19 protein-coding genes are annotated in these 23,316 nt (G+C 65.4%); 3 read left to right on the plus strand and 16 right to left on the minus strand.

Features of this window, described 5'->3' with window-relative positions; translation table 11 throughout:
- From AC07YZ_RS08845 to AC07YZ_RS08860, 4 genes are read right to left on the minus strand one after another with little or no spacing between them, the layout of a single operon-like run.
- Complete coding sequence (locus AC07YZ_RS08845; RefSeq protein ID WP_494794480.1) at window positions 1-783, minus strand: glycosyltransferase family 2 protein; 783 nt, start codon at window positions 781-783, stop codon at window positions 1-3.
- Window positions 776-1,558 carry a lysophospholipid acyltransferase family protein gene (locus AC07YZ_RS08850; RefSeq protein WP_494794481.1) on the minus strand — a complete coding sequence of 261 codons (783 nt, stop codon included), beginning with the start codon at window positions 1,556-1,558 and terminating at the stop codon, window positions 776-778. The genes AC07YZ_RS08845 and AC07YZ_RS08850 overlap by 8 nt, the downstream gene beginning before the upstream one ends.
- Entirely contained in the window at window positions 1,551-2,426 is an 876-nt protein-coding gene (locus AC07YZ_RS08855) for a MipA/OmpV family protein (RefSeq protein ID WP_226493532.1), read from the minus strand. The genes AC07YZ_RS08850 and AC07YZ_RS08855 overlap by 8 nt, the downstream gene beginning before the upstream one ends.
- Window positions 2,423-3,736 (minus strand): NAD(P)/FAD-dependent oxidoreductase, encoded by a 1,314-nt coding sequence (locus tag AC07YZ_RS08860; protein ID WP_494794482.1) that lies wholly within the window; start codon window positions 3,734-3,736, stop codon window positions 2,423-2,425. Before AC07YZ_RS08860 ends, AC07YZ_RS08855 begins: the two co-directional genes overlap by 4 nt.
- Window positions 3,737-3,915: 179 nt before the next feature.
- On the opposite strand from AC07YZ_RS08860, the gene dnaE reads away from it, so the two are divergent.
- Together dnaE and AC07YZ_RS08870 are read left to right on the plus strand one after the other, a co-directional pair.
- Entirely contained in the window at window positions 3,916-7,482 is a 3,567-nt protein-coding gene (dnaE, locus tag AC07YZ_RS08865; protein ID WP_494794483.1) for a DNA polymerase III subunit alpha, read from the plus strand.
- 123 nt (window positions 7,483-7,605) lie between these two features.
- The gene (locus AC07YZ_RS08870; protein ID WP_494794484.1) at window positions 7,606-9,837 is read left to right on the plus strand and encodes an ATP-binding protein; all 2,232 of its coding nucleotides are present in this window, start codon (window positions 7,606-7,608) and stop codon (window positions 9,835-9,837) included.
- A gap of 3 nt (window positions 9,838-9,840) precedes the next feature.
- Here AC07YZ_RS08870 and tolA read toward each other — a convergent pair whose 3' ends face one another.
- The 10 genes from tolA to ribD form a co-directional block, all read right to left on the minus strand.
- On the minus strand, window positions 9,841-10,743 hold the full coding sequence (tolA, locus tag AC07YZ_RS08875) for a cell envelope integrity protein TolA (protein ID WP_226493528.1): 903 nt from the start codon (window positions 10,741-10,743) through the stop codon (window positions 9,841-9,843).
- Between the two features lie 23 nt (window positions 10,744-10,766).
- A complete protein-coding gene (locus tag AC07YZ_RS08880; RefSeq protein ID WP_494794485.1) occupies window positions 10,767-11,207 on the minus strand; it encodes an ExbD/TolR family protein in 441 nt (146 codons plus the stop codon).
- 1 nt (window position 11,208) lies between these two features.
- Window positions 11,209-11,901, minus strand: coding sequence for a protein TolQ (gene tolQ / locus AC07YZ_RS08885; RefSeq protein ID WP_226493526.1), 693 nt, complete (start codon window positions 11,899-11,901; stop codon window positions 11,209-11,211).
- Window positions 11,902-11,942: 41 nt separating this feature from the next.
- Window positions 11,943-12,380 carry a tol-pal system-associated acyl-CoA thioesterase gene (ybgC, locus tag AC07YZ_RS08890; protein WP_226493525.1) on the minus strand — a complete coding sequence of 146 codons (438 nt, stop codon included), beginning with the start codon at window positions 12,378-12,380 and terminating at the stop codon, window positions 11,943-11,945.
- A gap of 62 nt (window positions 12,381-12,442) precedes the next feature.
- On the minus strand, window positions 12,443-13,663 hold the full coding sequence (locus tag AC07YZ_RS08895; RefSeq protein ID WP_494794486.1) for a pyridoxal phosphate-dependent aminotransferase: 1,221 nt from the start codon (window positions 13,661-13,663) through the stop codon (window positions 12,443-12,445).
- Between the two features lie 80 nt (window positions 13,664-13,743).
- Entirely contained in the window at window positions 13,744-14,271 is a 528-nt protein-coding gene (gene nusB / locus AC07YZ_RS08900; RefSeq protein ID WP_494794487.1) for a transcription antitermination factor NusB, read from the minus strand.
- A gap of 2 nt (window positions 14,272-14,273) precedes the next feature.
- Window positions 14,274-14,738 (minus strand): 6,7-dimethyl-8-ribityllumazine synthase, encoded by a 465-nt coding sequence (ribH, locus tag AC07YZ_RS08905; protein ID WP_494794488.1) that lies wholly within the window; start codon window positions 14,736-14,738, stop codon window positions 14,274-14,276.
- Window positions 14,739-14,774: 36 nt separating this feature from the next.
- Window positions 14,775-15,905 carry a bifunctional 3,4-dihydroxy-2-butanone-4-phosphate synthase/GTP cyclohydrolase II gene (gene ribBA, locus AC07YZ_RS08910; RefSeq protein ID WP_494794489.1) on the minus strand — a complete coding sequence of 377 codons (1,131 nt, stop codon included), beginning with the start codon at window positions 15,903-15,905 and terminating at the stop codon, window positions 14,775-14,777.
- The gene (locus AC07YZ_RS08915; RefSeq protein WP_494794490.1) at window positions 15,902-16,546 is read right to left on the minus strand and encodes a riboflavin synthase; all 645 of its coding nucleotides are present in this window, start codon (window positions 16,544-16,546) and stop codon (window positions 15,902-15,904) included. The genes ribBA and AC07YZ_RS08915 overlap by 4 nt, the downstream gene beginning before the upstream one ends.
- Before the next feature lie 116 nt (window positions 16,547-16,662).
- Complete coding sequence (gene ribD / locus AC07YZ_RS08920) at window positions 16,663-17,886, minus strand: bifunctional diaminohydroxyphosphoribosylaminopyrimidine deaminase/5-amino-6-(5-phosphoribosylamino)uracil reductase RibD (RefSeq protein ID WP_494794491.1); 1,224 nt, start codon at window positions 17,884-17,886, stop codon at window positions 16,663-16,665.
- Between the two features lie 71 nt (window positions 17,887-17,957).
- Here ribD and AC07YZ_RS08925 point away from each other — a divergent pair, with 71 nt between their 5' ends.
- Window positions 17,958-18,473, plus strand: a complete 516-nt coding sequence (locus tag AC07YZ_RS08925) for a GspH/FimT family protein (protein WP_494794492.1) — start codon at window positions 17,958-17,960, stop codon at window positions 18,471-18,473.
- Window positions 18,474-18,545: 72 nt separating this feature from the next.
- On the opposite strand, the gene AC07YZ_RS08930 is transcribed toward AC07YZ_RS08925, so the two are convergent.
- Both AC07YZ_RS08930 and AC07YZ_RS08935 read right to left on the minus strand, forming a co-directional pair.
- Complete coding sequence (locus AC07YZ_RS08930; RefSeq protein ID WP_319004829.1) at window positions 18,546-19,034, minus strand: type IV pilin protein; 489 nt, start codon at window positions 19,032-19,034, stop codon at window positions 18,546-18,548.
- The gene (locus tag AC07YZ_RS08935) at window positions 19,031-23,305 is read right to left on the minus strand and encodes a pilus assembly protein (protein WP_494794493.1); all 4,275 of its coding nucleotides are present in this window, start codon (window positions 23,303-23,305) and stop codon (window positions 19,031-19,033) included. The genes AC07YZ_RS08930 and AC07YZ_RS08935 overlap by 4 nt, the downstream gene beginning before the upstream one ends.
- Between the last annotated feature and the right edge of the window lie 11 nt (window positions 23,306-23,316).

Raw genomic sequence — 23,316 nt, forward strand, 5'->3', positions numbered from 1 at the left:
TCAATGTCCAGAGGCGCTCAGGCGGCGCCAGATCAGCAGGGGCAGACGCAACACGAACCCCAGGAAGAGCCGGGTGTGCATCCAGGTCAGCAGGGTGTTGTCGCGCAGGTATTTGAAGTGCGACACGCCGCCTTCTTCGGCCGAGAGGTAGCGCACCGGCGCGTCGATGTTGATGGGCCGCACACCGGCCCAGCACAGCCGCACGACGGCCTCGGGGTCGAAGTCGAAGCGGCGCATGAAGCGGTGGCCCTGCATGATGGTCATGAGCGGGGCGATCGGGTAGACGCGAAAACCGTACAGCGAGTCGCCGATGCCCATCCACAGGGTCTCCAGGTTGGCCCAGCCGTTGGACACCTTGCGGCCGTTGACGCGCAGCGCCGGCGCCTCGGGGCCGAACACCGGTTTGCCCAGCACCATTGCGCCGGGTTGGTGTTGCGAGGCCTGCATGAAGGCCGGAATCAGGTCGGCCGGGTGTTGGCCGTCGGAATCCATGGTGAGCGCGTGGGTGAAGCCGGACCGGGCCGCCTGCGAAATGCCTTCGAGCACGGCCGCGCCCTTGCCCCGGTTTTCCGGCAGCACGATGACCCGCAGGCCCTCGTCGCCGGTGGCCATGTCCTGCAGCTGCTGGGCCGTGCCGTCGGTGCTGCCGTCCACGACCACCCAGACCGGGGTCCATTGCGCGCGGGCAAGCCGGACCGTTTCCAGCACCCCGACGCCGGGGTTGTAACTGGGGATCAGCACCAGGTGGGTGCTGCTGGACGGGGGTGTCGGGGCGTCATTCATCGTGGGTGAAACGGGCGGACCCGTGCAGGCTGGACTCGTTGCGGAAATAGGCTTCCAGCTCGTGGGTGAAGGCCGCGTAGTCGAGGGGCGCCGGGAAGCGCCGGCCCAGGCGCACGCGGCAGTGCAGGGGCAGCTCGGGGCGGCGAAACAGTGGCCAGGCCTTGCCCAGGTAGGGGGTGGAATATTCGATCAGCAGGGTCTGTACGGGCACGCCCGAGCGCCGAGCGATCATGCCCAGCGTCGGGGTGAAGGGGTCGACCGGGAAGTTCCGGGTGCGACTACCTTCCGGGAACAGCAGCACCTGGGCGCCTTCTTCCAGCCCCGCTCGGCTTTGCCGGATGATCTGCAGCGCGCCGTCGTTGCGGATGTAGCGGGCCAGGCGCGCGGCCGAGCCGAACAGCACGTTGTCCATCAGGCTGGCTTTCATCACACAGATGGCGTTGGGCAGGCGCGAGACGATCAGTACCGCGTCGAGCAGAGAGGGGTGGTTGGCCGCGATGATCATTGGGCCTTCCCGGTGCAGGTGTTCGAGCTCGGAGAGGTCGAAGCGGCAGGCACACAGCCCACCGAGGACGTGCAGGTAGAGGCGAAAGCCGATGGTGATGACGCGCCGTCCCAGGGTCTGCCCGAGTCCGCGCGGCAGCACCGGGTGCAACAGCATGGCGAAAGGCAGCCAGCTCAGGCAGAGCGCCGCCAGAGTGCCCAGACCGATGAGCATGGCCACATGCTCGTAGGCGATCCACAGGGGGTTGCGTCGCAGGCTCCGCTCAGTCATCGACCGGCACACGGGTGGACGACTCGCCGAAGATCCACGACACCGCCACACCGCCGGCGACGTAGTGCTTGCTGCGCACCAGCGGGCTGTCCTCGAAGCTCGCCCCGCCCAGGTTGTCGTAGCGCAGGAACGCACCGACCCAGTGGCGCGGGTAGCGCTTGGACAGCGCCAGCAGGTACTGCATGCCGGCAAACCCGGCGCGGGCCTGGTAAGCGGGGCGATCGGCCGTGGCATAGGGCGCATCGACGCCGTAGAAATAGGCGTGCTGGCGCCGGTCGCCATACAACGGCCCGGCCTGCAGCCCCAGGTTCCAGCCCGGCATGCCCGGCACGTCGGTGACGTCCAGGTTCAGCTTGGGGTGGAACACGGCGCCGATGCTGCGGGAATGGCTGTTGAGAGTGTAGGCGGCGCGCAGCGGCAGCTCCAGCTTGAGCAGGCGCGCGCGGCCCTCGGTCTGCCAGAGCACGAGGTCGAGGCGCGGGCCGAACTCCACATTCGCGTCCAGATCGGGCATGCCCGCGCGGGCGCGGATCTTGTCGCTGGTGGCGGGTGGCGACAGCGCGGCCGACACCGTGAGCTCGACCCGGTCCGAATCGAACAACTGGCCGCGCACCCCGTGGCGGTCGGCCTTGAGGAATTCGCCGTGGTAGGTGAAGTACGGGGAGGGCAGCACAAACTGGCTGGTCTGATCCGATCCCCGGTAGGCGGGGAAGCTCACGACCGCCACGCCCATGCCCGCCTCCCAGAGCGGTTTTTCCTCCGCAGCCAGGGCGGTCGAAGCGCCCACGCAAACCAGGGCCGCGCAGGCCAGTGCAGCTTTCGGGCGGGTGCGCGGCCCGAAGGCCGGCGTGTGCTGGGGGCGTGTCATGCGTTGTACAGGCTGGGGTCTTCCACCGCGCGGATGTTGGCCCGGCGGCGCTGCCAGGCCTGGAAGGCGCGGCGGGGTTGCAGGACGTTGGCGGCGTAGTACATCGCCTTGAAGAAAAAAACCGCGCGCCAGATGGGGGTCTTGCCGAACACGTCGCCCGCCAGCACCGACAGCAGCGCTTCCTTGAAGCGGAAGATGTTGCTCGGTTCCATGAAGAAGTCGCGCATGATGGGGTTCGTCACGCGGTAGATGAACCAGGAGAAAGCCTTGGGGCCGTGTCGCATCACGCGGTCGAACTCCTTCAGGGCGGCGCGCGCCTGGGCCGGGCGCCTGAGGCAGGTGTCGATGGTCTCGGCGCCGATCACCCCGCTGTGCATCGCCAGCCACACGCCGGACGAAAACACCGGGTCGATGAAGGCGTAGGCGTCTCCCAGCAGCAGGTGGTTCTTGCCATGGTTGCTCTGCGACACATAGGAAAAATTCCCGGTCGCTTCCACCTTGTTGATCAGCGTGGCCTCGCCCAGCCGGGCGGCCAGCTCGGGGGTCTGCGCGATGTTGTCCATCATGAACTGCTGCAGGCTGCGCTGGCCCCGGGTCTTCATGTAGTACGGCCAGGTCACCATGCCCACGCTGGTGGTGTCGTTGGTCATGGGGATGAACCAGAACCAGCCGTGTTCGAACCAGAAGATGGTGATGTTGCCTTCGGCCGAACCTTCGTTGCGCTTGGCGTGGCTGAAGTGGCCGTACACCGCCGAGCTGTTGTGCTTGGGGTTGCGCTGCTTGATCTTGAAGCGGTTGGCCAGGAATGTGTCGCGGCCCGAGGCGTCCACCACGAAGCGCGGGTGCCATTCGACCTCGCGGCCATCCTCGTACTGGGCGTGCACGGTCGAAGCCTCGTCGTTCTGGAAATCGACCGCCGTCACCTTGCAGCCTTCGTGCACGTCCACCCCTTTGCGGGCGGCGTTGCGGATCAGGATTTCATCGAACTCCGCGCGCTTGACCTGGTAGGCGTGCGGCATGGACTTGTCCCAGGCGTCAGCAAAATGAAACGTCTGTTTCCAGTCGTGATGGGGCGAGACGAACTCGGCGCCGGGCTTGTGCATGCCGATGGCCTTGATCTCGTCGGCGATGCCCATTTTTTCAAACAGGGGCAGGTTGGCCGGCAGCAGCGATTCCCCGATGTGGAAGCGGGGATGGTGGGCCTTTTCCAGCAACACCACCTTGTGGCCCTTCTCCGCCAGCATGCTGGAGACGGTGGACCCGGCCGGGCCGCCCCCGATCACCAGCACGTCACATGTCCGGTCATCCATTCCCTGTGCCTGTGTATTCATCGGTTTTCTCCGCCGGAGCCTTCGTTGTCGAAGGGGGTTTGAGGGGTGCGCGTCAGCGGGCGATCTTACCCGCTCGACCCGCTGTTGCATGGGGGCGGGTGAGCCGGTGACAGCGTCCACCGGCTGGTCAGGCGAAAAGAAGATGGCATGATCGAAAGATGTTCATCCATCTGCGCCTGCACACCGAATTTTCCGTCGTTGACGGCACCAACCGCATCGACGACGTGGTGGCCGCGGCGGCCGCCGACGGCCAGCCCGCCCTGGCCATCACCGACCTGAGCAACCTGTTTGGGGCGGTCAAGTTTTACAAGGCCGCGCGCGGCGCGGGCGTCAAGCCGCTGCTGGGCGCCGAGGTGATGCTGCAAGGCTTCACCGACGAAACGCCGGGCGCCATGCCCGGCAGCCACCAGCCGGCCGCGCCGCGCGTGATCCTGCTGGTGCAGGACAAGCAGGGTTATCTGAATCTGAGCGAGCTGCTGGCGCGCGCCTGGACACGCAACGACGGCCGTGGCCTGGCGGTGCTGCAGCGCGAATGGCTCGAAGAACTCAACGGCGGCTTGCTGATGCTCTCGGGCGCGCAGGCCGGGCCGGTGGGGCAGGCGCTGATCCAGGGCGATGCAAACCGCGCGGCCGACATCGCGCTGCAGCTCGGAAGCCTGTTCACGCACCGCTTCTACATCGAGCTGCAGCGCGCCGGCCGCGTGGACGACGAGCGCCATGTGACCGCGGCCGTGCAACTGGCCGCCCGGCTGCACCTGCCGGTGGTAGCCACGCACCCGGTGCAGTTCCTGGAGCCCGACGACTACGAGGCGCACGAAGCCCGGGTCTGCATTTCCGACGGCGAGATCCTGGGCAACAACCGGCGCGTGCGCCGCTTCACCCGCGAGCAGTACTTCAAGAGCGCGGCGCACATGGAAGCGCTGTTCGCCGACATCCCCAGCGCCGTGGCCAACACGCTGGAGATCGCCAAGCGCTGCAACCTGAGCCTGGTGCTGGGCAAGCCGCAGTTGCCGAATTTCCCGATCCCGCCGGTCAACGGCGTGGTCATGTCGGTGGAGGACTATTTCCGCCACGTCTCGTACGAAGGGCTGGAAGGGCGGCTGCGCCATTTGTTCCGCGACGAGGCCAAGCGCGAGGAGCAGCGCCCGCGGTATGTGGAGCGGCTGGAGTTCGAGCTCAACACCATCCTGAAGATGGGGTTCCCGGGCTACTTCCTCATCGTGTCGGACTTCATCAAGTGGGCCAAGGAAAACGGCTGCCCGGTGGGGCCGGGCCGGGGTTCCGGTGCCGGCTCGCTGGTGGCCTACGCGCTGCTGATCACCGACCTGGACCCGCTGCAGTACAACCTGCTGTTCGAGCGCTTCCTGAACCCGGAGCGGGTGTCCATGCCCGACTTCGACATCGACTTCTGCCAGTCCAACCGCGACCGCGTGATCGACTACGTGAAGGAGCGCTACGGCAAGGACGCCGTGAGCCAGATCGCCACCTTCGGCACCATGGCCGCGCGCGCGGCCATCCGCGACGTGGGCCGGGTGCTCGACTTCTCCTACGGCTTCTGTGACGGCATCTCCAAGCTGATCCCGAACAAGCCCGGCATGTCGGTCACGCTGCAGTACCCGCCGGTGCCGAAAAAAGAGGGCGACAAGAACAACTACGCGATCGAGATGGAGCCGGTGCTGGCCGAGCGCATCCAGAAGGAAGACGACGTCAAGACCTTGATCGAGCTGGCGCAGAAGCTCGAAGGCATGACGCGCAACATCGGCATGCACGCCGGCGGCGTGCTGATCGCGCCGGGCAAGCTCACCGATTTCTGCCCGCTTTACCAGCAGCCCGGCAGCGAGTCGGCGGTGAGCCAGTACGACAAGGACGACGTGGAGGCCGTGGGCCTGGTGAAGTTCGACTTCCTGGGACTGGCCACGCTGACCATCCTGGAGATCGCGCGCGAGTTCATCATGAAGCGGCATCCCGGGCAGGAGAACTTCCGCTACGAGGACGTGCCGCTGGACGACCGGGCGGTGTACGCGCTGTTCTCGCGCGGCCAGACCGAGGCGGTGTTCCAGTTTGAAAGCCGCGGCATGCAGGGCATGCTGAAAGACGCCAAACCGAGCCGTCTGGAAGACCTGATCGCCCTGAACGCGCTCTACCGCCCAGGCCCGATGGACCTGATCCCCAGCTTCGTGAACCGCAAGCACGGCAAGGAAGTGGTGGAGTACCCGCATCCGCTGGTGGAGTCGGTGCTCTCCGAGACCTACGGCATCATGGTCTACCAGGAGCAGGTGATGCAGACCGCGCAGGTGCTGGGCGGTTATTCGCTGGGCGGCGCCGACATGCTGCGCCGCGCCATGGGCAAGAAGAAGGCCGAGGAGATGGCCGAGCACCGCGCCATCTTCCGCAAGGGCGCGGCGGAAAAGGGCATCAGCGAAGACAAGGCCGACGAGGTCTTCGACCTGATGGAGAAGTTCGCGGGCTACGGCTTCAACAAGTCGCACGCCGCCGCCTACTCGCTGCTGGCCTACCACACCGGCTGGCTCAAGGTGCACTACACGGCCGAGTTCTTCTGCGCCAACATGACGGTGGAAATGGACGACACCGACAAGCTCAGGGTGTTGTTCGAAGACGCGCAGAAGATGGGGATCGCCTTCGAGGCGCCCGACGTGAACCGCGGCTTCCACCGCTTCGAACCCATCACCGACAAGTCCATCCGCTACGGCCTGGGCGCGATCAAGGGCACGGGCCAGCAGGCCATCGACGCCATCGTGGCCGCGCGTGAAGGCCGGGGCGAGGGCCCCAGCGGCGGCGAGTCCGGCCCGTTCAAGAGCCTGTTCGACTTCTGCCGCCGGGTGGACCGCACACGCCTGAACAAGCGCACGGTGGAAGCGCTGATCAAGGCAGGCGCGTTCGATTCCCTTCACCGGAACCGTGCCGAGGTGCTGGCCTCGGTCGAGCGGGCGTTCGACTTCGCCGCGGCCCAGCAGGCCAACGCCAACCAGGGCGGGCTGTTCGACATGATGGGCGGCGACGACCACGGGTCGAGCACGCAGGAGCCCGATCTGGTGGCCACCACGCCCTGGGGCGTGAAAGAGCAACTGACGCTGGAGAAAACCGCGATCGGCTTCTACTTCTCCGGCCACCTGTTTGACGAGGTGCAGCGCGAGGTGCGGCGTTTCGCGCGCACCGAGCTGGCCGACGTAAAGGAGAGCCGCGACCCGGTGATCCTGGCCGGCATCGTGACCGACTTCCGTGTCATCAATGGACAACGCGGCAAGCTCGCGCTCTTCAAGCTCGACGACAAAACCGGGGTGCTGGAGGTGAGCGCCGACGAAAACCTGATCAACCTGCACCGCAACCTGCTGAAGGACGACGAGCTCATCATCGTGCAGGCGCTGGCCCAGCCGGACCGTTTCTCCGGCGGCCTGCGGCTGAAGATCCAGCAGATCTGGGACCTGGCCGCGGCGCGTTGCCGTTTCGGCAAATACCTGCGCGTGGCCGTGAACGGCCAGGCGCCGGCGGTGGCGGCGCTGGTGCGCGAGTTTCCTCCGAAGCGGGAAGTCACCGATCAGGGCGAGTTCACGCGTGGCCTGCCGGTGCGCCTGGCCCTGCTGCGCGAAGGTGCCCAGTGCGAACTGCAACTGGACGACCGGGCGCTGTTTTTCCCGACCGACGCCGCGCTGGCGAGCTGGATGGCACAGGCGCACGAACAGCGCGCCGAAATCGTGTTCGACTGATGGGGTTGCACCACACGGGTGCGTTTGTAGGCGTGCAAAAACCACGCCAGCGCGACCTGCATCACGCGCTGGCAAGGTTTATGCCTTTACTGGGGTCGGCTTGCGTCGATAGTCAAGGCAACCATGAAACTACAACACAAGGCCTGGGCGCTGGTTCTCGTCACCGTCGGGCTCTGCTCCCTGGCCGCCATGTTCGGCATGCGCTGGCTGGTGGGCGATTCGTTTTCCCGACTGGAGCGAGAGCGCGCCGCGCGTGAAGGCGATCGGGCCAGCCGCCTGTTGAGCCAGCAGGTCCAGGGGCTGAGCGCCACCGTGCGCGACTACGCCCAGTGGGTCGATGCCGTGTCCTTTGCCCAGGGGCGCAAGCCCAGCTTCGTGGACGACAACTTCGACACCAGCAACATGGGCTACCTGCGCATTTCCGAGGTGCTGATCGTCGATGCCAAAGGCAACCCCCTGACCAGCCTGGCCGCGGGATCGGCACCCGAGCTCATGCCGGTGTCGCCCGAACGCCTGCAGGAGCTGCGTGCGCTGTTGGCCCCGGTGATCGCCGACCCGAGTGGGCGCACCCTGCTGCAGACCTACCGCGTGCAGGACGGCCGCCTCGATCTGGTGACGGCCTCGGCCATCCGCGATCCCGACCGGCCGGACGATGTCTCCCACGGCGCCATTCTGATGCTGCGCCATTTTGACGAGGCCGAGCTGCAGCGTTTCAGCGAACTGCTGATGATGCCGGTGCGTCTGTCGTTCGACCACCCCGGCCACTTGGGCGAGCTGACGCACCTGGCGCCGGTGGACGACAAGCACGAGGATCTGCACGCCGTGCTGCGGGATCAGCAAGGCCAGCCCGTGGCCGAACTGGTGCTCAGCCTGGACCGCCAGTTGTTCCAGGCCGCGCAGTCCTTGAGCCTGACCGGCATGGCCCTGTCCGCCCTGGCCGGTTTGCTGGCCAGCCTGCTGCTGGTGGTGCTGCTGGATCGCCTGTTGCTGCGTCGCCTGCAAGCGCTGCACCGGGAGGTGCAGGACATCACGGAACGCGGTCCCACGGCGACGGACCGTCTGCAGATACCAGGAAAAGACGAACTGAGCACGCTGGGAGAGGGCATCAACCACCTGCTGGAGCGGGTGCAGCGCGATGCCCAGACCCAGCGCGAGGCGCACGAACGCCATGAGGCGCTGCAGGTGCAACTGATGCAGAGCCAGAAGACCGAGGCGCTCGGCCGGCTGACCGGCGGCATCGCGCACGATTTCAACAATTCGCTGGCGGCCATCACCGGCTGGGTGCGCTTGGCCTCCGAAGATCTGGACACCGAACACCCCAGCCACGAGGCCTTGCAGCAGGCGCTCAAGGCCACCCGCTATGCCGACGGGCTGATGCGCCAGTTGCTCGCCTTTGGCCGCCAGTCGGCACCCAAACTCCAGCAGGTGCACCTCTCCCACCTCATCGAGGAAACGCGCCAGATGATGGCCTCGGGTCTCACGAGAGAGTGCGAGCTGGTGGTGGAGTGCCGGGTGGACGACGACGAGGTCGTGGCCGACCCCACCCAGTTGCAGCAGGTGCTGGTGAACCTGCTCATCAACGCGGCCGATGCCATGAAAGGCAAGGGGCGCATCGAACTGCTGCTCGACGAGCTGGAATTGCCACCGCCTCCCGGGCAGGCGCCGCCACCCGGTGCGGCCGAACTGAACCCGGGAAGGTACTTGGTGCTGCAGGTGTGCGACCGCGGTCCCGGCATCCCGCCCGAGCACCTGGACAGGCTGTTCGAACCCTTCTTCACCACCAAGCCCAAGGGCCGCGGCACGGGGCTGGGCCTGTCGGTGGCTCAGGGCATCATGGCGCGCCACCAAGGGGCCATCGGCCTGCGCAGCGAGGTGGGCGAGGGGGCCTGTTTCATGCTGTATCTGCCGGAGAGCCGGCACGACGCGACCGCAGCGCCTCTCACCACGCCCGGCGGCGGGTCTGACCAGGGGCGGCAACTGCTGTTCGTGGACGACGATCAGTCGGTGCGCCACGCCTGGAGCGCGCTGCTGGAGCGCAAGGGCTGGCAGGTCACGCGCTCGCGCGATGGGGAAGAGGCCTGGGCCCAGTTCATGCAGACCGGCAAGCGCTGGGATCTGGTGCTCACCGACCAGTCCATGCCACGGCTCGATGGCGTGGGGCTGGCCCTGCGCATCCGGGCGACCCAGTCGCCACCGCCCATCGTGCTCATGAGCGGACACGCCAACGAGGTGCCGTCCGATTTGCTGCAGACGCTGTTTGCCGCCGTGCTGCACAAGCCGGTGGATGCCAACGAGCTCGAGCGGGCGCTGCAGAAGGTGCTTGCGCCCGACGAACCGGCGGCCGCCGGGCACTGATGGTCAGTCCAGCGGGCGCACCACCACGGTCATGGGAGAAGGCACGGTTCCGTCCGTGTCGCGCGGCAGGCTGCCGGTGCGGTCGATCGCCCGCAGGGCTGCGTCGTCCCAGGCGGTGTTGCCACTGCTCTTGACGAGGCGACGACCGGTGATGGTGCCGTCGGGTGACGCGCGCACCTCGACTTCGGCCCGCAGGCTGTTCGGGAAATCCTGGGCGTAGATGATGTTGGGCCGGATGCGCGCGATCACGCGCGCCGCGTAGCCGGCCGATGGCCCGCTCGACTGCTGGGCCGAGCCCTGGGCCTGGGGGCCGCCACTGGCGCCTGCCTGGCCCAGAATGCGTCGCATCTGATCGTCCCGCGCCTTTTTCGCCAGCGCTTCGTCCCGCCGCTCCTGGGCCTCGCGCTTTTGGTCGGCCAGCTTTTTCTCTTCGGCCTTCTTCTTGGCGTCCTCGGCCTTTTTCTTCTCGAGTTCCTTTTTCTCGCGCGCCTTCTCTTCAGCCTCTTTCTTGGCCACCTGTTTCGCCTTCTGCTCTTCGGCCTCGCGCCGGTCTTCCTCGAGTTGTTTCTTCTTGGCCTGCGCGGTCGCGATGTCGGCCTGCTTGACGGCCGGCGGTGTCGGTTCGGGTTTGGGCTCGGGCTGCGGTTTGGGTTGTGGTTTCGGCTCGGGCTCGGGGGGCGGTGGGGGCGGAGGAGGGGGCTCCACGGCCCGGGGGGCCGCTTCCTGCGGCAGGCGAGACCAGAGCTCGGCCTCGAAGGTCACGGGCGGCGTGTCGCTTTGCCAGCGCACGCCCCAGGTCAGCGCGCCCATCAGCAACAGGTGCGCGATCAGGGCCAGGCCCATGGGGCCGAGCCAGCGGCCGGGACGCGGCGGCTTGAGGTCCAGGGGTTCGGCGGTGACTTGCATGCTCGGGCGGTGAGGCGCTGGGCTCAGCGGGAAGTCTGCACGGACAGGCCGACGCGTTCAACACCCGCGCGCTGCAGCGTGTCCATGACCTTCACCACGGTTTCGTACTTGATGGTCTTGTCGGCGCTGATCACCACGGGGACCTTGGTCGCCTCGGAGGGGCTGGAGGCGCTCTGCAGCTGGCGCACCTGCTCGGCCAGTTGCGCCATCTTGACGGTCTGCGCGCCCTTGCTGGAGCTGCCATCACGCACCTGGATGCGCTCTTCCTTGTCGATCAGCACCTGGACATAACCCTTGGGTGGCGCATTGGCCTGGCCCACGCTGGGCAGGTCGATCTGGCTGGGCGAAATCAGGGGCGCGGTCACCATGAAGATGATCAGCAGCACCAGCATCACGTCGATGAAGGGCACCATGTTGATCTCGTTCTTGGTGCGCCGCACGCGGCGGGAGGATGTGGCGGCCATGTCAGTGTCCCGAGGCCGACTGGTTGCCCAGGTTGCGGTGCAGGATGTTGGAGAACTCTTCCATGAAGGTCTCCAGCCGGTTGGCCACGCGGTCGATGTCGTGGGCGAAACGGTTGTAGGCCACCACGGCGGGAATCGCGGCGAACAGGCCGATGGCGGTGGCCACCAAGGCCTCGGCGATGCCGGGCGCCACCGTGGCCAGGGTCACCTGGGCCAGCGCGGCCAGGCCGGTGAAGGCGTGCATGATGCCCCAGACGGTGCCGAACAGGCCCACATAAGGCGCCACGGAGCCCACGGTGCCGAGGAACGAGAGGTTCACCTCCAGCGTGTCGAGTTCGCGCTGGAAGCTCGCGCGCATGGCACGGCGCGCGCCGTCGAGCAGGGCGCCGTTGTCGCTGATGCGGCGCTCGCGCAGCTTCTGGTATTCGCGCATGCCGCTGGCGAAGATGCGTTCCATCGGGCCGCCGTGGCGGGCGCTCTGCGCGGCCGCGGCGTACAGGTCGTTGAGGTTGGCGCCCGACCAGAACTCGCGCTCGAAGGCTTCGTTGTGCGTGTTCACGCGCTTGAGGGCGAAGACCTTGCGGAAGATCGCGGCCCAGCTGATGACGGACATCACCACCAGCAGCACCACCACGGCTTGAACCACCCAGCTCGCATTGATCAGCAGTTGGACGATGGAGAGATCTTGGGTCATGGGTCTGAAACGGTTGTTCGATCGAATCTCGCCTGGACGGATCAACCGCAGGCGCTCAGGGATTCCAGTATGGAGGCTGGGATGCGTTGGGGTCGCATGCTGGCGGCGTCCACCCACCCGATGCGGATGGTGCCTTCGCACAGCAGCATGGTAGCGGCGTCGGGCTGGCCGGGTGTCAGGCAGGCCGTCTGTTGCATTGTCAGCGAAGCGCGGCCCGCTTCCTGCACACGCGCTGTAACGAGAAGCAAATCGTCGAGCCGGGCCGGGCGGTGGTAGCGCATCTGGGCGCTGGTGACGACGAACATGCCACCCACTTCCTGGCGCAGGCGCTGCTGTTCGAGCCCCAGTGCGCGCAGCCATTCGGTGCGCGCGCGTTCGAAGAACTTGAGGTAGTTGGCGTAGAACACGATGCCGCCCGCGTCGGTGTCTTCCCAGTACACGCGCACCGGCCAGTGGAACGTGGCCCCCGCGCTCTCCAAGGGGGCTGAATCCGCCTTGGGGCGACGCGGCGGCTGGGCCGGGGTTGCGACTGGCGCCCCGCTCACAGCGCCGCCTCCAGCCGGGTCACGGCTTCGCGCAGCTGCGCCATCGAGTTGGCGGTGGAGAAGCGCAGGTAGCGCCAGGGGTCGGCGTTGCCGAAGTCGCGGCCTGGCGTGGTGGCGATCTGGCAGCGGCGCATCAGCTCAAAGGCCAGGGCCCAGCTGCCGCCTTCGCCGGGGTGTTCGCCGCGCAGGGGAATGCCCCAGCGTTCGCACAACGGCGCCACGTCGGCCCAGGCGTAGAACGCGCCATCGGGCATCACGGGCACCGTCAGGCCCAGGCGGTTGAGTTCGGGAATGAAGGCGTCGCGCCGGGCCTGGAACTCACCCCGGCGGCGCTCGTACTCGGCCAGGCTGTCGGGTTCGAAGCAGGCCAGCGCGGCGTGTTGTGCGATGGTGCTGGCGCAGATGAACAGGTTCTGCGCCAGCCGCTCCACCACCGGCACCAGCGCGGGCGGCAGCACCAGCCAGCCCAGGCGCCAGCCGGTCATGTTGAAGTACTTGGAGAAGCTGTTGATGCTGATGACCTCGTCGCCGAGGCCGTCAGGCAGACCGAGCGCGCTGTGGCCGTAGTCGGCATCGAAGCTCAGGCCCAGGTAGATTTCGTCGACCATCGTCACGCCGCCCTGGCGGCGCACGAAGCGGGCGATGCGCTCCAGTTCATCGCGCGCGATCGAGGTGCCGGTGGGGTTGGACGGCGAGGCCAGCAGCACACCGCGCGTGGCTGGCCGCCAGTGGTCTTCGACCTGCGCCGCGCTGAGCTGGAACCGTTGTTCGGGGCCACAAGGGACCAGCACCGCACGGCCTTCGGCGGCCTGCACAAACTGCCGGTTGCAGGGGTAGCTCGGGTCGGGCATCAGCACTTCGTCGCCCGCTTCGATGAGCGCGAGACAGGCCAGTTGCAACGCGGCCGAGGCCCCGGCGGTGACCACGATGCGCCCCGGGTCGATATCAAGCCCGAAGCGCGAGGCGTACCAGCCGCTGATCGCTTCGCGCAGCGCCGGCAGGCCGGTGGCCGGGGTGTACTGGCTGCGCCCGGCATGGATGGCGCGCTCGGCGGCGGCCTGCACCAGCGGCGGCGCGGTGAAATCCGGCTCGCCGATGTTGAGGTAAAGCATGGGGCGGTCGCCCGGACCGGCCTGCGCGGCCATGGCGGAAGCGGCCTTGGCCAGCTCCATCACGTAAAAGGGTTCGACGCGCTGTGCGCGCTGGGCGATCTTCATCTCAGTTCTTCACCACGCGAAGCGCCGCGGCGCATGAAGCGGCCCGGTCGGAAGTTCCGACGGGTTGCCTTTGGACGGACTCAAACCGCATCGTCGGCGGCGCGGGGCGGAGGCGCTTTGCGCGGCCCTGTCTTGGCCGGTGCCGCGGCCACTTCGAGCGGACGCAATTGCGCGGCGAGCTGGTGCAGCACACCGTTGACGTACTTGTGGCCGTCGGTGCCGCCGAACGATTTGGCCAGTTCGATGCACTCGTTGAGCACCACGCGCCAGGGCACGTCCAGGCAATGCTGGAATTCGTAGACGCCGATCCACAACACGCCGCGCTCGATCGGCGAGAGCTCGACCAGCGGGCGGTCGAGCAGGGGGGTGATCAGACCGTCCAGCGCCACGGCCTCGGCGATGCAGCCGTGCAGCAGTGCGTCGTAGTGCACGCTGTCGGCTTTGTGGAAGCCTGCGAGATCGCGCGTGAAGAGGTCGATATCGGTCGCCTCGTTGCGGCCCACCAGGTGCTGGTAGAGCGCCTGCAGGGCGAATTCGCGTGCGCGGGTGCGGGCCGATTTGTCGGCGGCCTTGCGGGCTTTGGGGGCGCTGGTGGTGGTGTCGTTCATGTTCAGCCGATGTGTTCCAGCAGGTGAGCCATCTCGACCGCCACGCGCGCCGCATCGCGGCCTTTGTCGGTCTGGCGGGCCACCGCTTGTTCCACGTTCTCGGTGGTGAGGATGGCGTTCGCGATGGGCAATTGGTAGTCCAGCGCGAGGCGGGTGACCGCCGAGCCAGACTCGTTGGCCACCAGTTCGAAGTGGTAGGTCTCGCCGCGGATGATGCAGCCCAGCGCGATGAGGGCGTCGAAGTCATCGCGCTCGGCCAGGGCCTGCAGCGCCACCGGAATCTCCAGCGCGCCGGGCACCTTCACGTGGGCGATGTTTTTTTCCTGCACGCCCAGGGCCAGCAGCTCGGCCTGGCAGGCCTGGTAGAGCGCGTCGGTGATGCCTTCGTTGAAGCGGGCCTGGACGATGCCGATGCTGAGTTTTTTGCCATCCAGCAGGTTGGCTGTGCCTTTGTCTGCGCCGAACATGAGGGGTTCCGTTTCTGTGTGTTGTTGTGAGAGAGGTCAGGCGGTGCGGCTGAGGTAGCCGGTGATTTCCAGGCCGTAGCCGGCCATGCTGGGCATGCGCCGTGGGTTGCCCATGAGCTGCATCTTATGCACGCCGCATTCGCGCAGGATCTGCGCGCCCACGCCGTAGGTGCGCAGGTCCATGCGCCCGCGTTCGGGGGCCTGGGCCGAACGGGCCGTGCCTTCGAACTGCGACAGCAGCTGTTCGGCGGTTTCGCCGCAGTTGAGCAACACGGCCACGCCCGCACCGGCCTCGCTGATGTGGCGCAGGCTCGCCTCCAGGCTCCAGCTGTGCATGGAGCGGCCGACTTCGAGCGCATCGAAAACCGACAGCGGCTCGTGCACACGCACGGCCACGCTGTGCTCGGGGGTCCACTGGCCCTTGACCAGGGCCAGGTGCAGCGCGCCACTGGGTTGGTCGCGGAAGGCGGTGGCGCTGAATTCGCCAAAGGCGGTGTTGAGCGCGCGGGTACCGAGTTTCTGCACCAGCGATTCGTTGCGACTGCGGTGTTCGATCAGGTCGGCGATGGTGCCGATCTTCAGGCCGTGTTCGGCCGCGAAGAGCTGCAGATCGGGCAGGCGCGCCATGGTGCCGTCGTCTTTCATGATCTCGCAGATCACGGCGGCGGGGCTGCAGCCCGCCATGGCGGCCAGATCACAGCCGGCTTCGGTGTGGCCCGCGCGCATGAGCACGCCGCCCTCGACCGCCTGCAAGGGGAAGATGTGGCCGGGCTGCACCAGGTCGGCGGCTTGCGCGTTGACCGCCACGGCGGCCTGCACGGTGCGCGCGCGGTCGGCGGCCGAGATGCCGGTGGTCACGCCTTCCGCCGCCTCGATCGACACGGTGAAGGCCGTGCCCATCTTGGTGCCGTTGCGCGGCACCATGGGGGGCAGGCGCAGGCGCTCACAGCGCTCGCGCGTGAGCGTGAGGCAGATCAGGCCGCGGCCGTAACGGGCCATGAAGTTGATGGCCTCGGGGGTGACGTGGTCGGCGGCGAGCACCAGGTCGCCTTCGTTTTCGCGGTCCTCTTCGTCCACCAGGATCACGATGCGCCCGGCACGCATGTCGGCCACGATGTCTTCAACGGGAGAAATGGGGACCGGAGCCAGGGTGTCGGTGGCGCTCATGCGGTTTCCTTCGATGGGGTGAAGCCCGCGCTGAGCATGCGCTCCACGTAGCGCGCGACGGTGTCGATTTCAAGATTCACGCCGCTGCCCACGGCCAGCTGGCCCAGTGCGGTGGCGTGCACGGTGTGGGGAATGAGGTTGATGCTGACCTCGCAGCCCTGGGCGCTGTCGTGCACCTGGTTAACGGTCAGGCTGACGCCGTTGACGGTGATCGAACCCTTGTAGGCCAGGTATTTGCCCAGCTCGGGCGGCGCCATCACGCGCAGCTCCCAGCTTTCGCCCACCTGAGCGAAGCGGGTCACCCGACCGATGCCGTCCACGTGGCCGGACACGATGTGCCCGCCCAGGCGGTCGTGTGCGCGCAGGGCCTTTTCCAGATTGATGCGGTGGCCGACCTGGTCCAGGCCGGTGGTGCGGGCCAGGGATTCGGCAGAAATGTCGATGCTGAACCGCTGCTGCGCAAGGTCCAGCGAGGTGACGGTCATGCACGCGCCGTTGAGCGCGATGCTGTCACCCAGGGCCACGTCGTCGAGGTAGCCCGGCGGCGCCTCGATGGTGAGTCGCTTGCCGTGGTCCAAAGAGCTGCCCTGAGCGTGGAGGTCGGCGATACGCCCCACGCCGGTGATGATGCCGGTAAACATAGGCGCGTATTTTCGCAGGGTTTGAAGCCCTATTCCGGTCAGGGCGCGCGACGGGGGCAGAAATGCCGGCCCGAAGGCCGGAAAACCGGCGCTGGAGGTGGTCGGCGGCGACGCCCTCAGGCGGTCAGGAAATCGTCGCGACCCACCACCCGCGCCAGGATGCGCAGGTCGTCGCCCATCCGATCCACCGACTGGAAACCGAGTTCGACGCCATCTTCCAGTTTCTCCAGCGGCCCAAAACTCGCGAGGCCGCGGCCGCTGCCCAGGAGTTTGGGGGCCAGGTAGAGCAGAAATTCGTCCGCCAGACCTTCGCGAATCAGCGACCCGTTGAGCTTGTGGCCGGCTTCGACGTGCAGTTCATTGACCTCGCGGCGCGCCAGATCGCGCAGCATGGCGGCCAGATCGACCTTGCCCTCGGTGCCCGGCGACTGGCCCGGCAAAGGGATGACGGTGGCACCGAGGGCTTCCAGCGCGGCTTGTCGCTGGCCGTCGGCGACGGCGCAGTAGATGAATATCCGCCGCGTCAGCCCATGTGCAGGAGCTTGGAACAACCGGGCATCCAGGGGCGTTTCCAGTCGGCTGTCGACCAGCACCAGGTGCGGTTGGCGTGGCGTGTCCACCAGACGCGCGTCGAGCATCGGGTCGTCTTCCAGCACGGTGCCAATGCCGGTCAGCACCGCGCAGGCCCGGGCACGCCAGGCATGACCGTCGGCGCGCGCCGCTTCGCCGGTGATCCACTGGCTCGTGCCGTTGTCCAGAGCGGTGGTGCCGTCGAGCGAAGCGGCCATCTTCATGCGCACCCAGGGCGTCTGGCGGATCATGCGACTGAAGAAGCCGATGTTGAGTTCACGCACGGCGCGGGCCACCACGTGATCGGTTGGCAGCACGTCCACCTCGATGCCGGCGGCCTGCAGGCGTTGCACGCCGCGCCCCGCCACCAGAGGGTTGGGGTCCAGCGTGACCACCACCACCTTGCCCACGCCAGCCGCGATCAGCGCGTCGCAGCAGGGGGGTGTGCGGCCGTGGTGGGAGCAGGGTTCTAGGGTCACGTAGGCCGTGGCGCCACGAACACTGAGGCCTTGTTCAGCGGCCGCACGCAGCGCCGTGATCTCGGCGTGCGGGCCGCCCACCGCCTGCGTGCTACCCGTCACCCGGTGTCCGCTGCTGGTGATCAGGGTGCATCCCACGGCCGGATTGGGCGGGCAGAGGGTGCGGATCCTGGCGCTGGCTTCCAATGCCGCATGCACCGGGCTCGCCTGCAAAGAGTCCTCCGAATGGGGGTTCTCAGGGTCGGGTGTGCTCGAATAGACTCCGGACAGGGATGGGGTCGATGGTGTCATGGTGTCCTCAGAGACACGCCATCATAGGTCAGCTCGGGCCGGCTCTCCCTGGTGGTTAAGGGAGGGAAATCATGAAGCTGAACGCAGCCCGTGGGGTGACTGCGCTGGAGTTGCTCGTCGTCCTGTCGGTGGTCGCCATTCTGGCGACCCTGGCTTTGCCATCCTGGCAGGAACTGTCCAATGCCCAGCGGCGCTGGGCGGTGGCCAGTCAGCTAAGCGCCCATCTGGCGCTGGCTCGCAGCGCTGCCATTTCACGAGGGCGATCGGTGACGCTATCGCCTCGGGGGCAGGGATGGTCTGGTGGGTGGCGGGTTTATCTCGACAGCCAGCCAAATGGCCAATGGGACGCCGGTGAAAGTATCCTGGCCGAGCATGAAGGTGACGCACAGACCAGCATTGCTGGCAACGGCAGCATGAATCGCTACATCCTCTTCGACCCCGACGGGCGCCCGGTCCAAACGGGTGGTGGATTTCTGGCGGGTACTCTGCGGGTGTGCGTCCCTGCCACACGGGGCGTGACGGCGCTGATCATGAACGCCGCAGGGCGTGTGCGCGAAGAGCGGCGAAATGGGGATTGCATGACCTGATCCCCATGAATGCGGCAAAAAAACGGGCACGCCTGTGGTGCCCGTGATCTTCTCAGGACTGCGTCCGGCAACTCACCGCCAGCAATCTCCCAATGCGGCCGTGCCGGTCCTGCCTTTGGTGCCAGCCTGTGTCAGGGTCAATGTGCCACATCCAGCATCGACCGTTGCCTGGCTTCCTTGGGGGGCCGCCTGTACCGTGTAAGTCGACTGCGTCGGTTGACCCGATGTGAAACTGAACGTATAGAAGTTGGTCATGTCCGCTCGGCAGGCCGGGTTTGGCAGCGCCACGGCCACCGGCGTAGCGGCCGCTGTCTGGTCATAGCGCATGTTGGTCGTGTAGAAGCGCTCCATGAACTGGGCCATTTCCACCAGGCATCCCTGCGCGGCAGCGCGGCGCGTCTTGGCGACCGATTGCTGGTAGCTCGGGTAGGCCACCGCCGCAAGAATGGCAACCACCGCCACCACGATCATCACCTCGATCAGGGTGAAACCCTGCATTCTGGAGGTGTTGTTCATGCGTTTGCCAGCCATGCGGCTGATCGACTTTTGCCAAGTGCTCATCGAACAATCTCCCGCCAGGAAATGCGACCACGGAACGATGACCCACCACCACCGAGGTTGACGCGGACATCTTCCACCTTGCCTTCGGAGCCGCCCACCACCAGGCGGTCGCCAATCAGAATGGGCTCGCCAGGCTTACCGACACCGAGATCAATGGAGCCCGCATAGTCGCCATCAGGGAAGGTGTCATCTGTGAAGCCTCCGTCGTCATCAAAGTCGAAGAGGGGGTTGACCAACCGACCACCGGTGTATGGGTTGACCGCATTCAGGAAACCTCGACCGGTCGGCTTGCAAACGTCGTCCACTGGAATCACGGAGCTGGCGAGCAGGGTAGGTTCTGCCAGCTGATAGACCCGAGATGCCGTGACCATTCGTTCGCCCTCGGCGATTAGGTCAATGACCCAACCTTTCTTGAATTGCATGGCATTTGGGTTAATCACATTAAAAGACCGGGCTGACTTGCCGGCAATCGTGTCTTGGTCTTCAAAACCCGGGGTCAGCAGCAGATCTGATCGCGCGATCGGTGCCCCCTCGTCGATCAATCCGTACCAGGACTGTCTGTCGGTATTGCTTGGGTCAGAAACTTGGAAATCACTGCCAGTACCGAAATAAACGTACCACTGGCCCACATGCGGGTCACCGGTGTATTCCGGCATCGTCTTTTGGTGCGCAGTAATGGGGGCCGTGATCGGTTGTGGAGCCCCTGCGGCGCTTGTGGCCGTGAACAGAGGTTGTCCACTGAAGGCCACCGACCAGTCCGATGAGGTGCTGCTGCTCAGGTCAAACTTCCACACGTTGCCTTTGAGGTCACCCGCATAGGCGGTGACCACCTTGCCCGAACCATCCAGCACAAGGCCCGGTGTGGACAGACCGTTGTCGCCCGCCACGCCGGTATCAATTTTTTCAATCAGGGTACCGTTGTCCAGTCGGAAGATGTAGAGAACAGCCTTCTGGTCGGTGCTGTTGTAGCCGTTGCCGATGATCACCGCCCAGGTGCCGTTCTGCAGTTGGGCAATGATCGGACGACCCAGCATATAGCCCAGGTCTGGATCGGTGGAGGAGAAATACTCCCACAGCACATCGTCCCCATCAAAATTGGCCGGATCGCTCACATTCAGGCCAAACAGGCCCTTGCCGCCACGGCCGAGGGTCCCCACCAGATAGTTCACGCCTCCTGTCTGGACCTTGGTCGAAACGGCGATGTCGCCGTCGACAAAGAACTCGTGGCTGGTGTTATAGCTGGTGGCAGTCAGGTTCTTCAGCCTTGCCGTGACGGCGCTCGGGATGTAAGCAAAGTGCTCGTTACCGTTTTGCGAATCAAAGGCATGCAACATGCCGTCGTTGGCGCTGATGAAGACCGTGTTCGAGTCCTTTACGTAGAAGGGCGACGAGTGCGCAATGTCTCCCAGCACCGTGTCCGGATTGCGGTTGCGCAGCGTACCGCCCTTGCTCAGTTCATGGGTGCGATCACCGCGGAGGTAGTTCAGAATGTCCGATGAGTTGTCAAACAGGGCCTGTTCGCTCGAAGACAAGGTCGCCCAGTTGAACAGTCTACCAACCAGGCTCCCGGTGCGCATGGATCCATAGTAGATATCACGGGGGGCATCGTGCGCGGGAATCAGTTGCGATGCCCGCCAGGCTGGATTGGCATTGACACCGTCGGTGGTGACTTGGTAGGCCACCAGGTCACCGGACCATTTTTCGCTGTTGAAGATACCCTGGTAGACAAAGGTCTCGGTAGAGAGTGTGGTGCTGTTGGCCACCACATTGCCGCCACTGCCGCTGCGCTTGATGATGTTCTCGAACGCCTTCTTGAGGGAGTCCTTGAGCTTCAGTGGGTTCTGCACGAAAAAATAGGTGTCCGGCACACCATCGCTGTCTTTGTCCCACTCGGAGTCCTGATCCAGGCTGTCACTTTCGTTGCCGTCAACATAGCCACCGTGCTTGGCGGCGTACCACAGCGGGTCCTTGAGCAGGGTGGCGGAAGGGCTGGTGCTGGTCGTGAACGTGTAGGTGGATACGGTTTGCCCGATGGATGGGATGTTCTGGCACTCGGTCTGCTGGGCCGCCGTCAGCGTGCCGTCACAGTAGCCAGGCGTCCGTCCCGCAGGGACGTTCAGAAAATACATGGGGCTTGAGGTTTCATCACGGGCCACCAGGTAAACCCCATCCTGCGTGGAGCCCGACACGATATAGCCCATGTTCTGTTGCATGCCACCGGCCTGGTAGGTGGGGGTGACCGTCACCTCGACCTGGCCCAATGCGTTTTCCTTGACGACGTATTTCGAGATGGCATCCATGTCATGGTCGGCGCCTTGCTCCACGTCCTCAAAATTGATCTGGAACTCGGCGTAGTAGCGACCATTGTTCACGCTGCTGTCGGCATCGCCTGTTCCCGAATTGGCGATCTTCTCCACATAGAAATCGACAATCTGATTGGTGGGCTGGAACTGCCCCTTGGTGTTCGAAACGCCGAACCCTCCCACTGTCTTGGCGAACGGAACAATGGTGATGGTTCGTCCGCTGGACGTCTTGACCGCGATCTTGGGCAGGGGAGAGCTCAACGCCACCACATAGGTGTCAACAGTCTGGTTGCCCGTCAACGTGGTGCGCAAATCGGTGGTCTTGGCAAAGCGGGCCACCGAGGCGCTGTAGTAGCTGCCCTCCTTGGTCGGCTCCTCGGGCGCCAAGCCCCGGATCCGCCCCAGCGATTTGACGGTCTTTGGGGTAGGCGCGGTGTCAAAAAAATTCTCCGATTGGCCGATGAAGAACTGCTGGTCGATGATGTTGGTTTCCAGCGAGGAGATGGTGGTGCCGATGGTTTCGACACTCATTCCCGTCAGGTCGCCTGTGAACGAACCAAATTCGCTGTAGACGCCAGGGAGCTGGTCCGAATCGAATGATGGGTTGACGTCCGAGATGGTCAGGAAGTTGGCCCGTGCGCAGGAAGAGGCACTGGCAGCGCTGTTGGACGCATATGGGTCATCCCAGGCTGCAGAGCTCAGACCCACTTGTCCATCGATCGTGGTGCCATCCGCGTAGGCAGCGGTGGCGGCACTTTTACCGGCAAAGTAACGGGTGGCTTCGTACAACAGTTCACCCACCGGATTGCCCCAGTCGGCAAACTCGCCGTCGGTCATCGAACGCGTCGCAACCCAACCCCCTCGGTAGTGGTTGTTTGTTGTCGTGTTGTTGTAGTCCCGGATGCGCAGCTTGTTGAAGGTATTGACGATGGGGGCATTGGAATTGAATTGCCCAGAGGTGCTGTTCACTTCGTCGGCAAACGACGAAACGACCTTGCGCAGCCGTCCGCCGCTCATGGGTTTATCGTAGCTGCCAGACAGCATGCCGAAGAACATGCTCTCGTTTTCGCCGTAGTCGTGCAGCAGGCCCACCGGTTTGTAGACCGGGGTGCCACCATTGGGATATTGCTTGCAGCCGTTGTGGAAGTTGGCGGTACAGACCTGAACCCGGACGCGGTAGTTGACTTCGCCATCGGTGTTGTTCGGGAAGTTGCCTGTGGACAGCGTGCTGCCCAGCACCGGGCGCTCCTTGGAGGCCCATTCCCAGATCCGGTGGTCGCCGCTAACACTCGTCCGTACGCGCAGCAGCGGCTGACGTGTATCACTGCAATCGCTCAACGTGCTGCAGTTGACTCCATCGGTACTGGTCAGGCTGCCGAAAAAATGCCGACGGTTGGTGCCATTGGGCTCGTTGAACGGGGTGTAGTCGCTGATCTTGTAACCATCGGTCGTTTCGCTGTGGTACTCCTTGCCCCAGCTGTGCGAGTCTTGCGGAATGTAGGCGCGGCGCAGCACGGTGTCGCTGGTGGTGTCGACCTCCCGGTGGCCACCATAGAGCACTTTGCGCAAGGCGTCGATGCGGCTGGTGGTCATGTAGTTGAGCCAGCGGCCAGACCATTGGGCCGAGCCGGTACAACGGCCCAGATTGTCCGTGGTGCCGGCCGGCTCAAAACGGTCGCTGCTGTAGTTGTAGCAATAACCGGAGTCAAACAAGCCGTAGTAGTTGATCGACGGCTTGAACCGGATGTCCAGCGTGCCATCACCATCGACGTCGCTGGCATCGTTGTAGGCCTCGTAGAACAGCTTGTGGTCCTTGCTCATGACCAGCATGGTCATGGGGGTGGCATTGGTGGTAGACCCCAGAGGGGTGCTGGGCCAGGTCACGGCACCGGCACTGAGATAAATGCCGGCCGCCAGGGTGGTCAGTGCCACCTTTGCGACACGGTTGGCGAGCGTGGACAGCTTCATGATGACCTTCC

The organism is Hydrogenophaga sp. GW101-3F08 (genome assembly GCF_059424585.1).

Bases quoted from the DNA above. Each gene is read 5' to 3' on its own strand.
- ribD (WP_494794491.1), bottom strand. From the start codon at position 17,886: ATGACACCATCGACCCCATCCCTGTCCGGAGTCTATTCGAGCACACCC.
- AC07YZ_RS08850 (WP_494794481.1), bottom strand. From the start codon at position 1,558: ATGACTGAGCGGAGCCTGCGACGCAACCCCCTGTGGATCGCCTACGAG.
- AC07YZ_RS08860 (WP_494794482.1), bottom strand. From the start codon at position 3,736: ATGGATGACCGGACATGTGACGTGCTGGTGATCGGGGGCGGCCCGGCC.
- AC07YZ_RS08870 (WP_494794484.1), top strand. From the start codon at position 7,606: ATGAAACTACAACACAAGGCCTGGGCGCTGGTTCTCGTCACCGTCGGG.
- AC07YZ_RS08930 (WP_319004829.1), bottom strand. From the start codon at position 19,034: ATGAGCACTTGGCAAAAGTCGATCAGCCGCATGGCTGGCAAACGCATG.
- AC07YZ_RS08845 (WP_494794480.1), bottom strand. From the start codon at position 783: ATGAATGACGCCCCGACACCCCCGTCCAGCAGCACCCACCTGGTGCTG.
- AC07YZ_RS08855 (WP_226493532.1), bottom strand. From the start codon at position 2,426: ATGACACGCCCCCAGCACACGCCGGCCTTCGGGCCGCGCACCCGCCCG.
- AC07YZ_RS08935 (WP_494794493.1), bottom strand. From the start codon at position 23,305: ATGAAGCTGTCCACGCTCGCCAACCGTGTCGCAAAGGTGGCACTGACC.
- AC07YZ_RS08915 (WP_494794490.1), bottom strand. From the start codon at position 16,546: ATGTTTACCGGCATCATCACCGGCGTGGGGCGTATCGCCGACCTCCAC.
- tolQ (WP_226493526.1), bottom strand. From the start codon at position 11,901: ATGACCCAAGATCTCTCCATCGTCCAACTGCTGATCAATGCGAGCTGG.
- tolA (WP_226493528.1), bottom strand. From the start codon at position 10,743: ATGCAAGTCACCGCCGAACCCCTGGACCTCAAGCCGCCGCGTCCCGGC.
- dnaE (WP_494794483.1), top strand. From the start codon at position 3,916: ATGTTCATCCATCTGCGCCTGCACACCGAATTTTCCGTCGTTGACGGC.
- ribBA (WP_494794489.1), bottom strand. From the start codon at position 15,905: ATGAGCGCCACCGACACCCTGGCTCCGGTCCCCATTTCTCCCGTTGAA.
- ribH (WP_494794488.1), bottom strand. From the start codon at position 14,738: ATGTTCGGCGCAGACAAAGGCACAGCCAACCTGCTGGATGGCAAAAAA.
- AC07YZ_RS08925 (WP_494794492.1), top strand. From the start codon at position 17,958: ATGAAGCTGAACGCAGCCCGTGGGGTGACTGCGCTGGAGTTGCTCGTC.
- AC07YZ_RS08880 (WP_494794485.1), bottom strand. From the start codon at position 11,207: ATGGCCGCCACATCCTCCCGCCGCGTGCGGCGCACCAAGAACGAGATC.
- nusB (WP_494794487.1), bottom strand. From the start codon at position 14,271: ATGAACGACACCACCACCAGCGCCCCCAAAGCCCGCAAGGCCGCCGAC.
- AC07YZ_RS08895 (WP_494794486.1), bottom strand. From the start codon at position 13,663: ATGAAGATCGCCCAGCGCGCACAGCGCGTCGAACCCTTTTACGTGATG.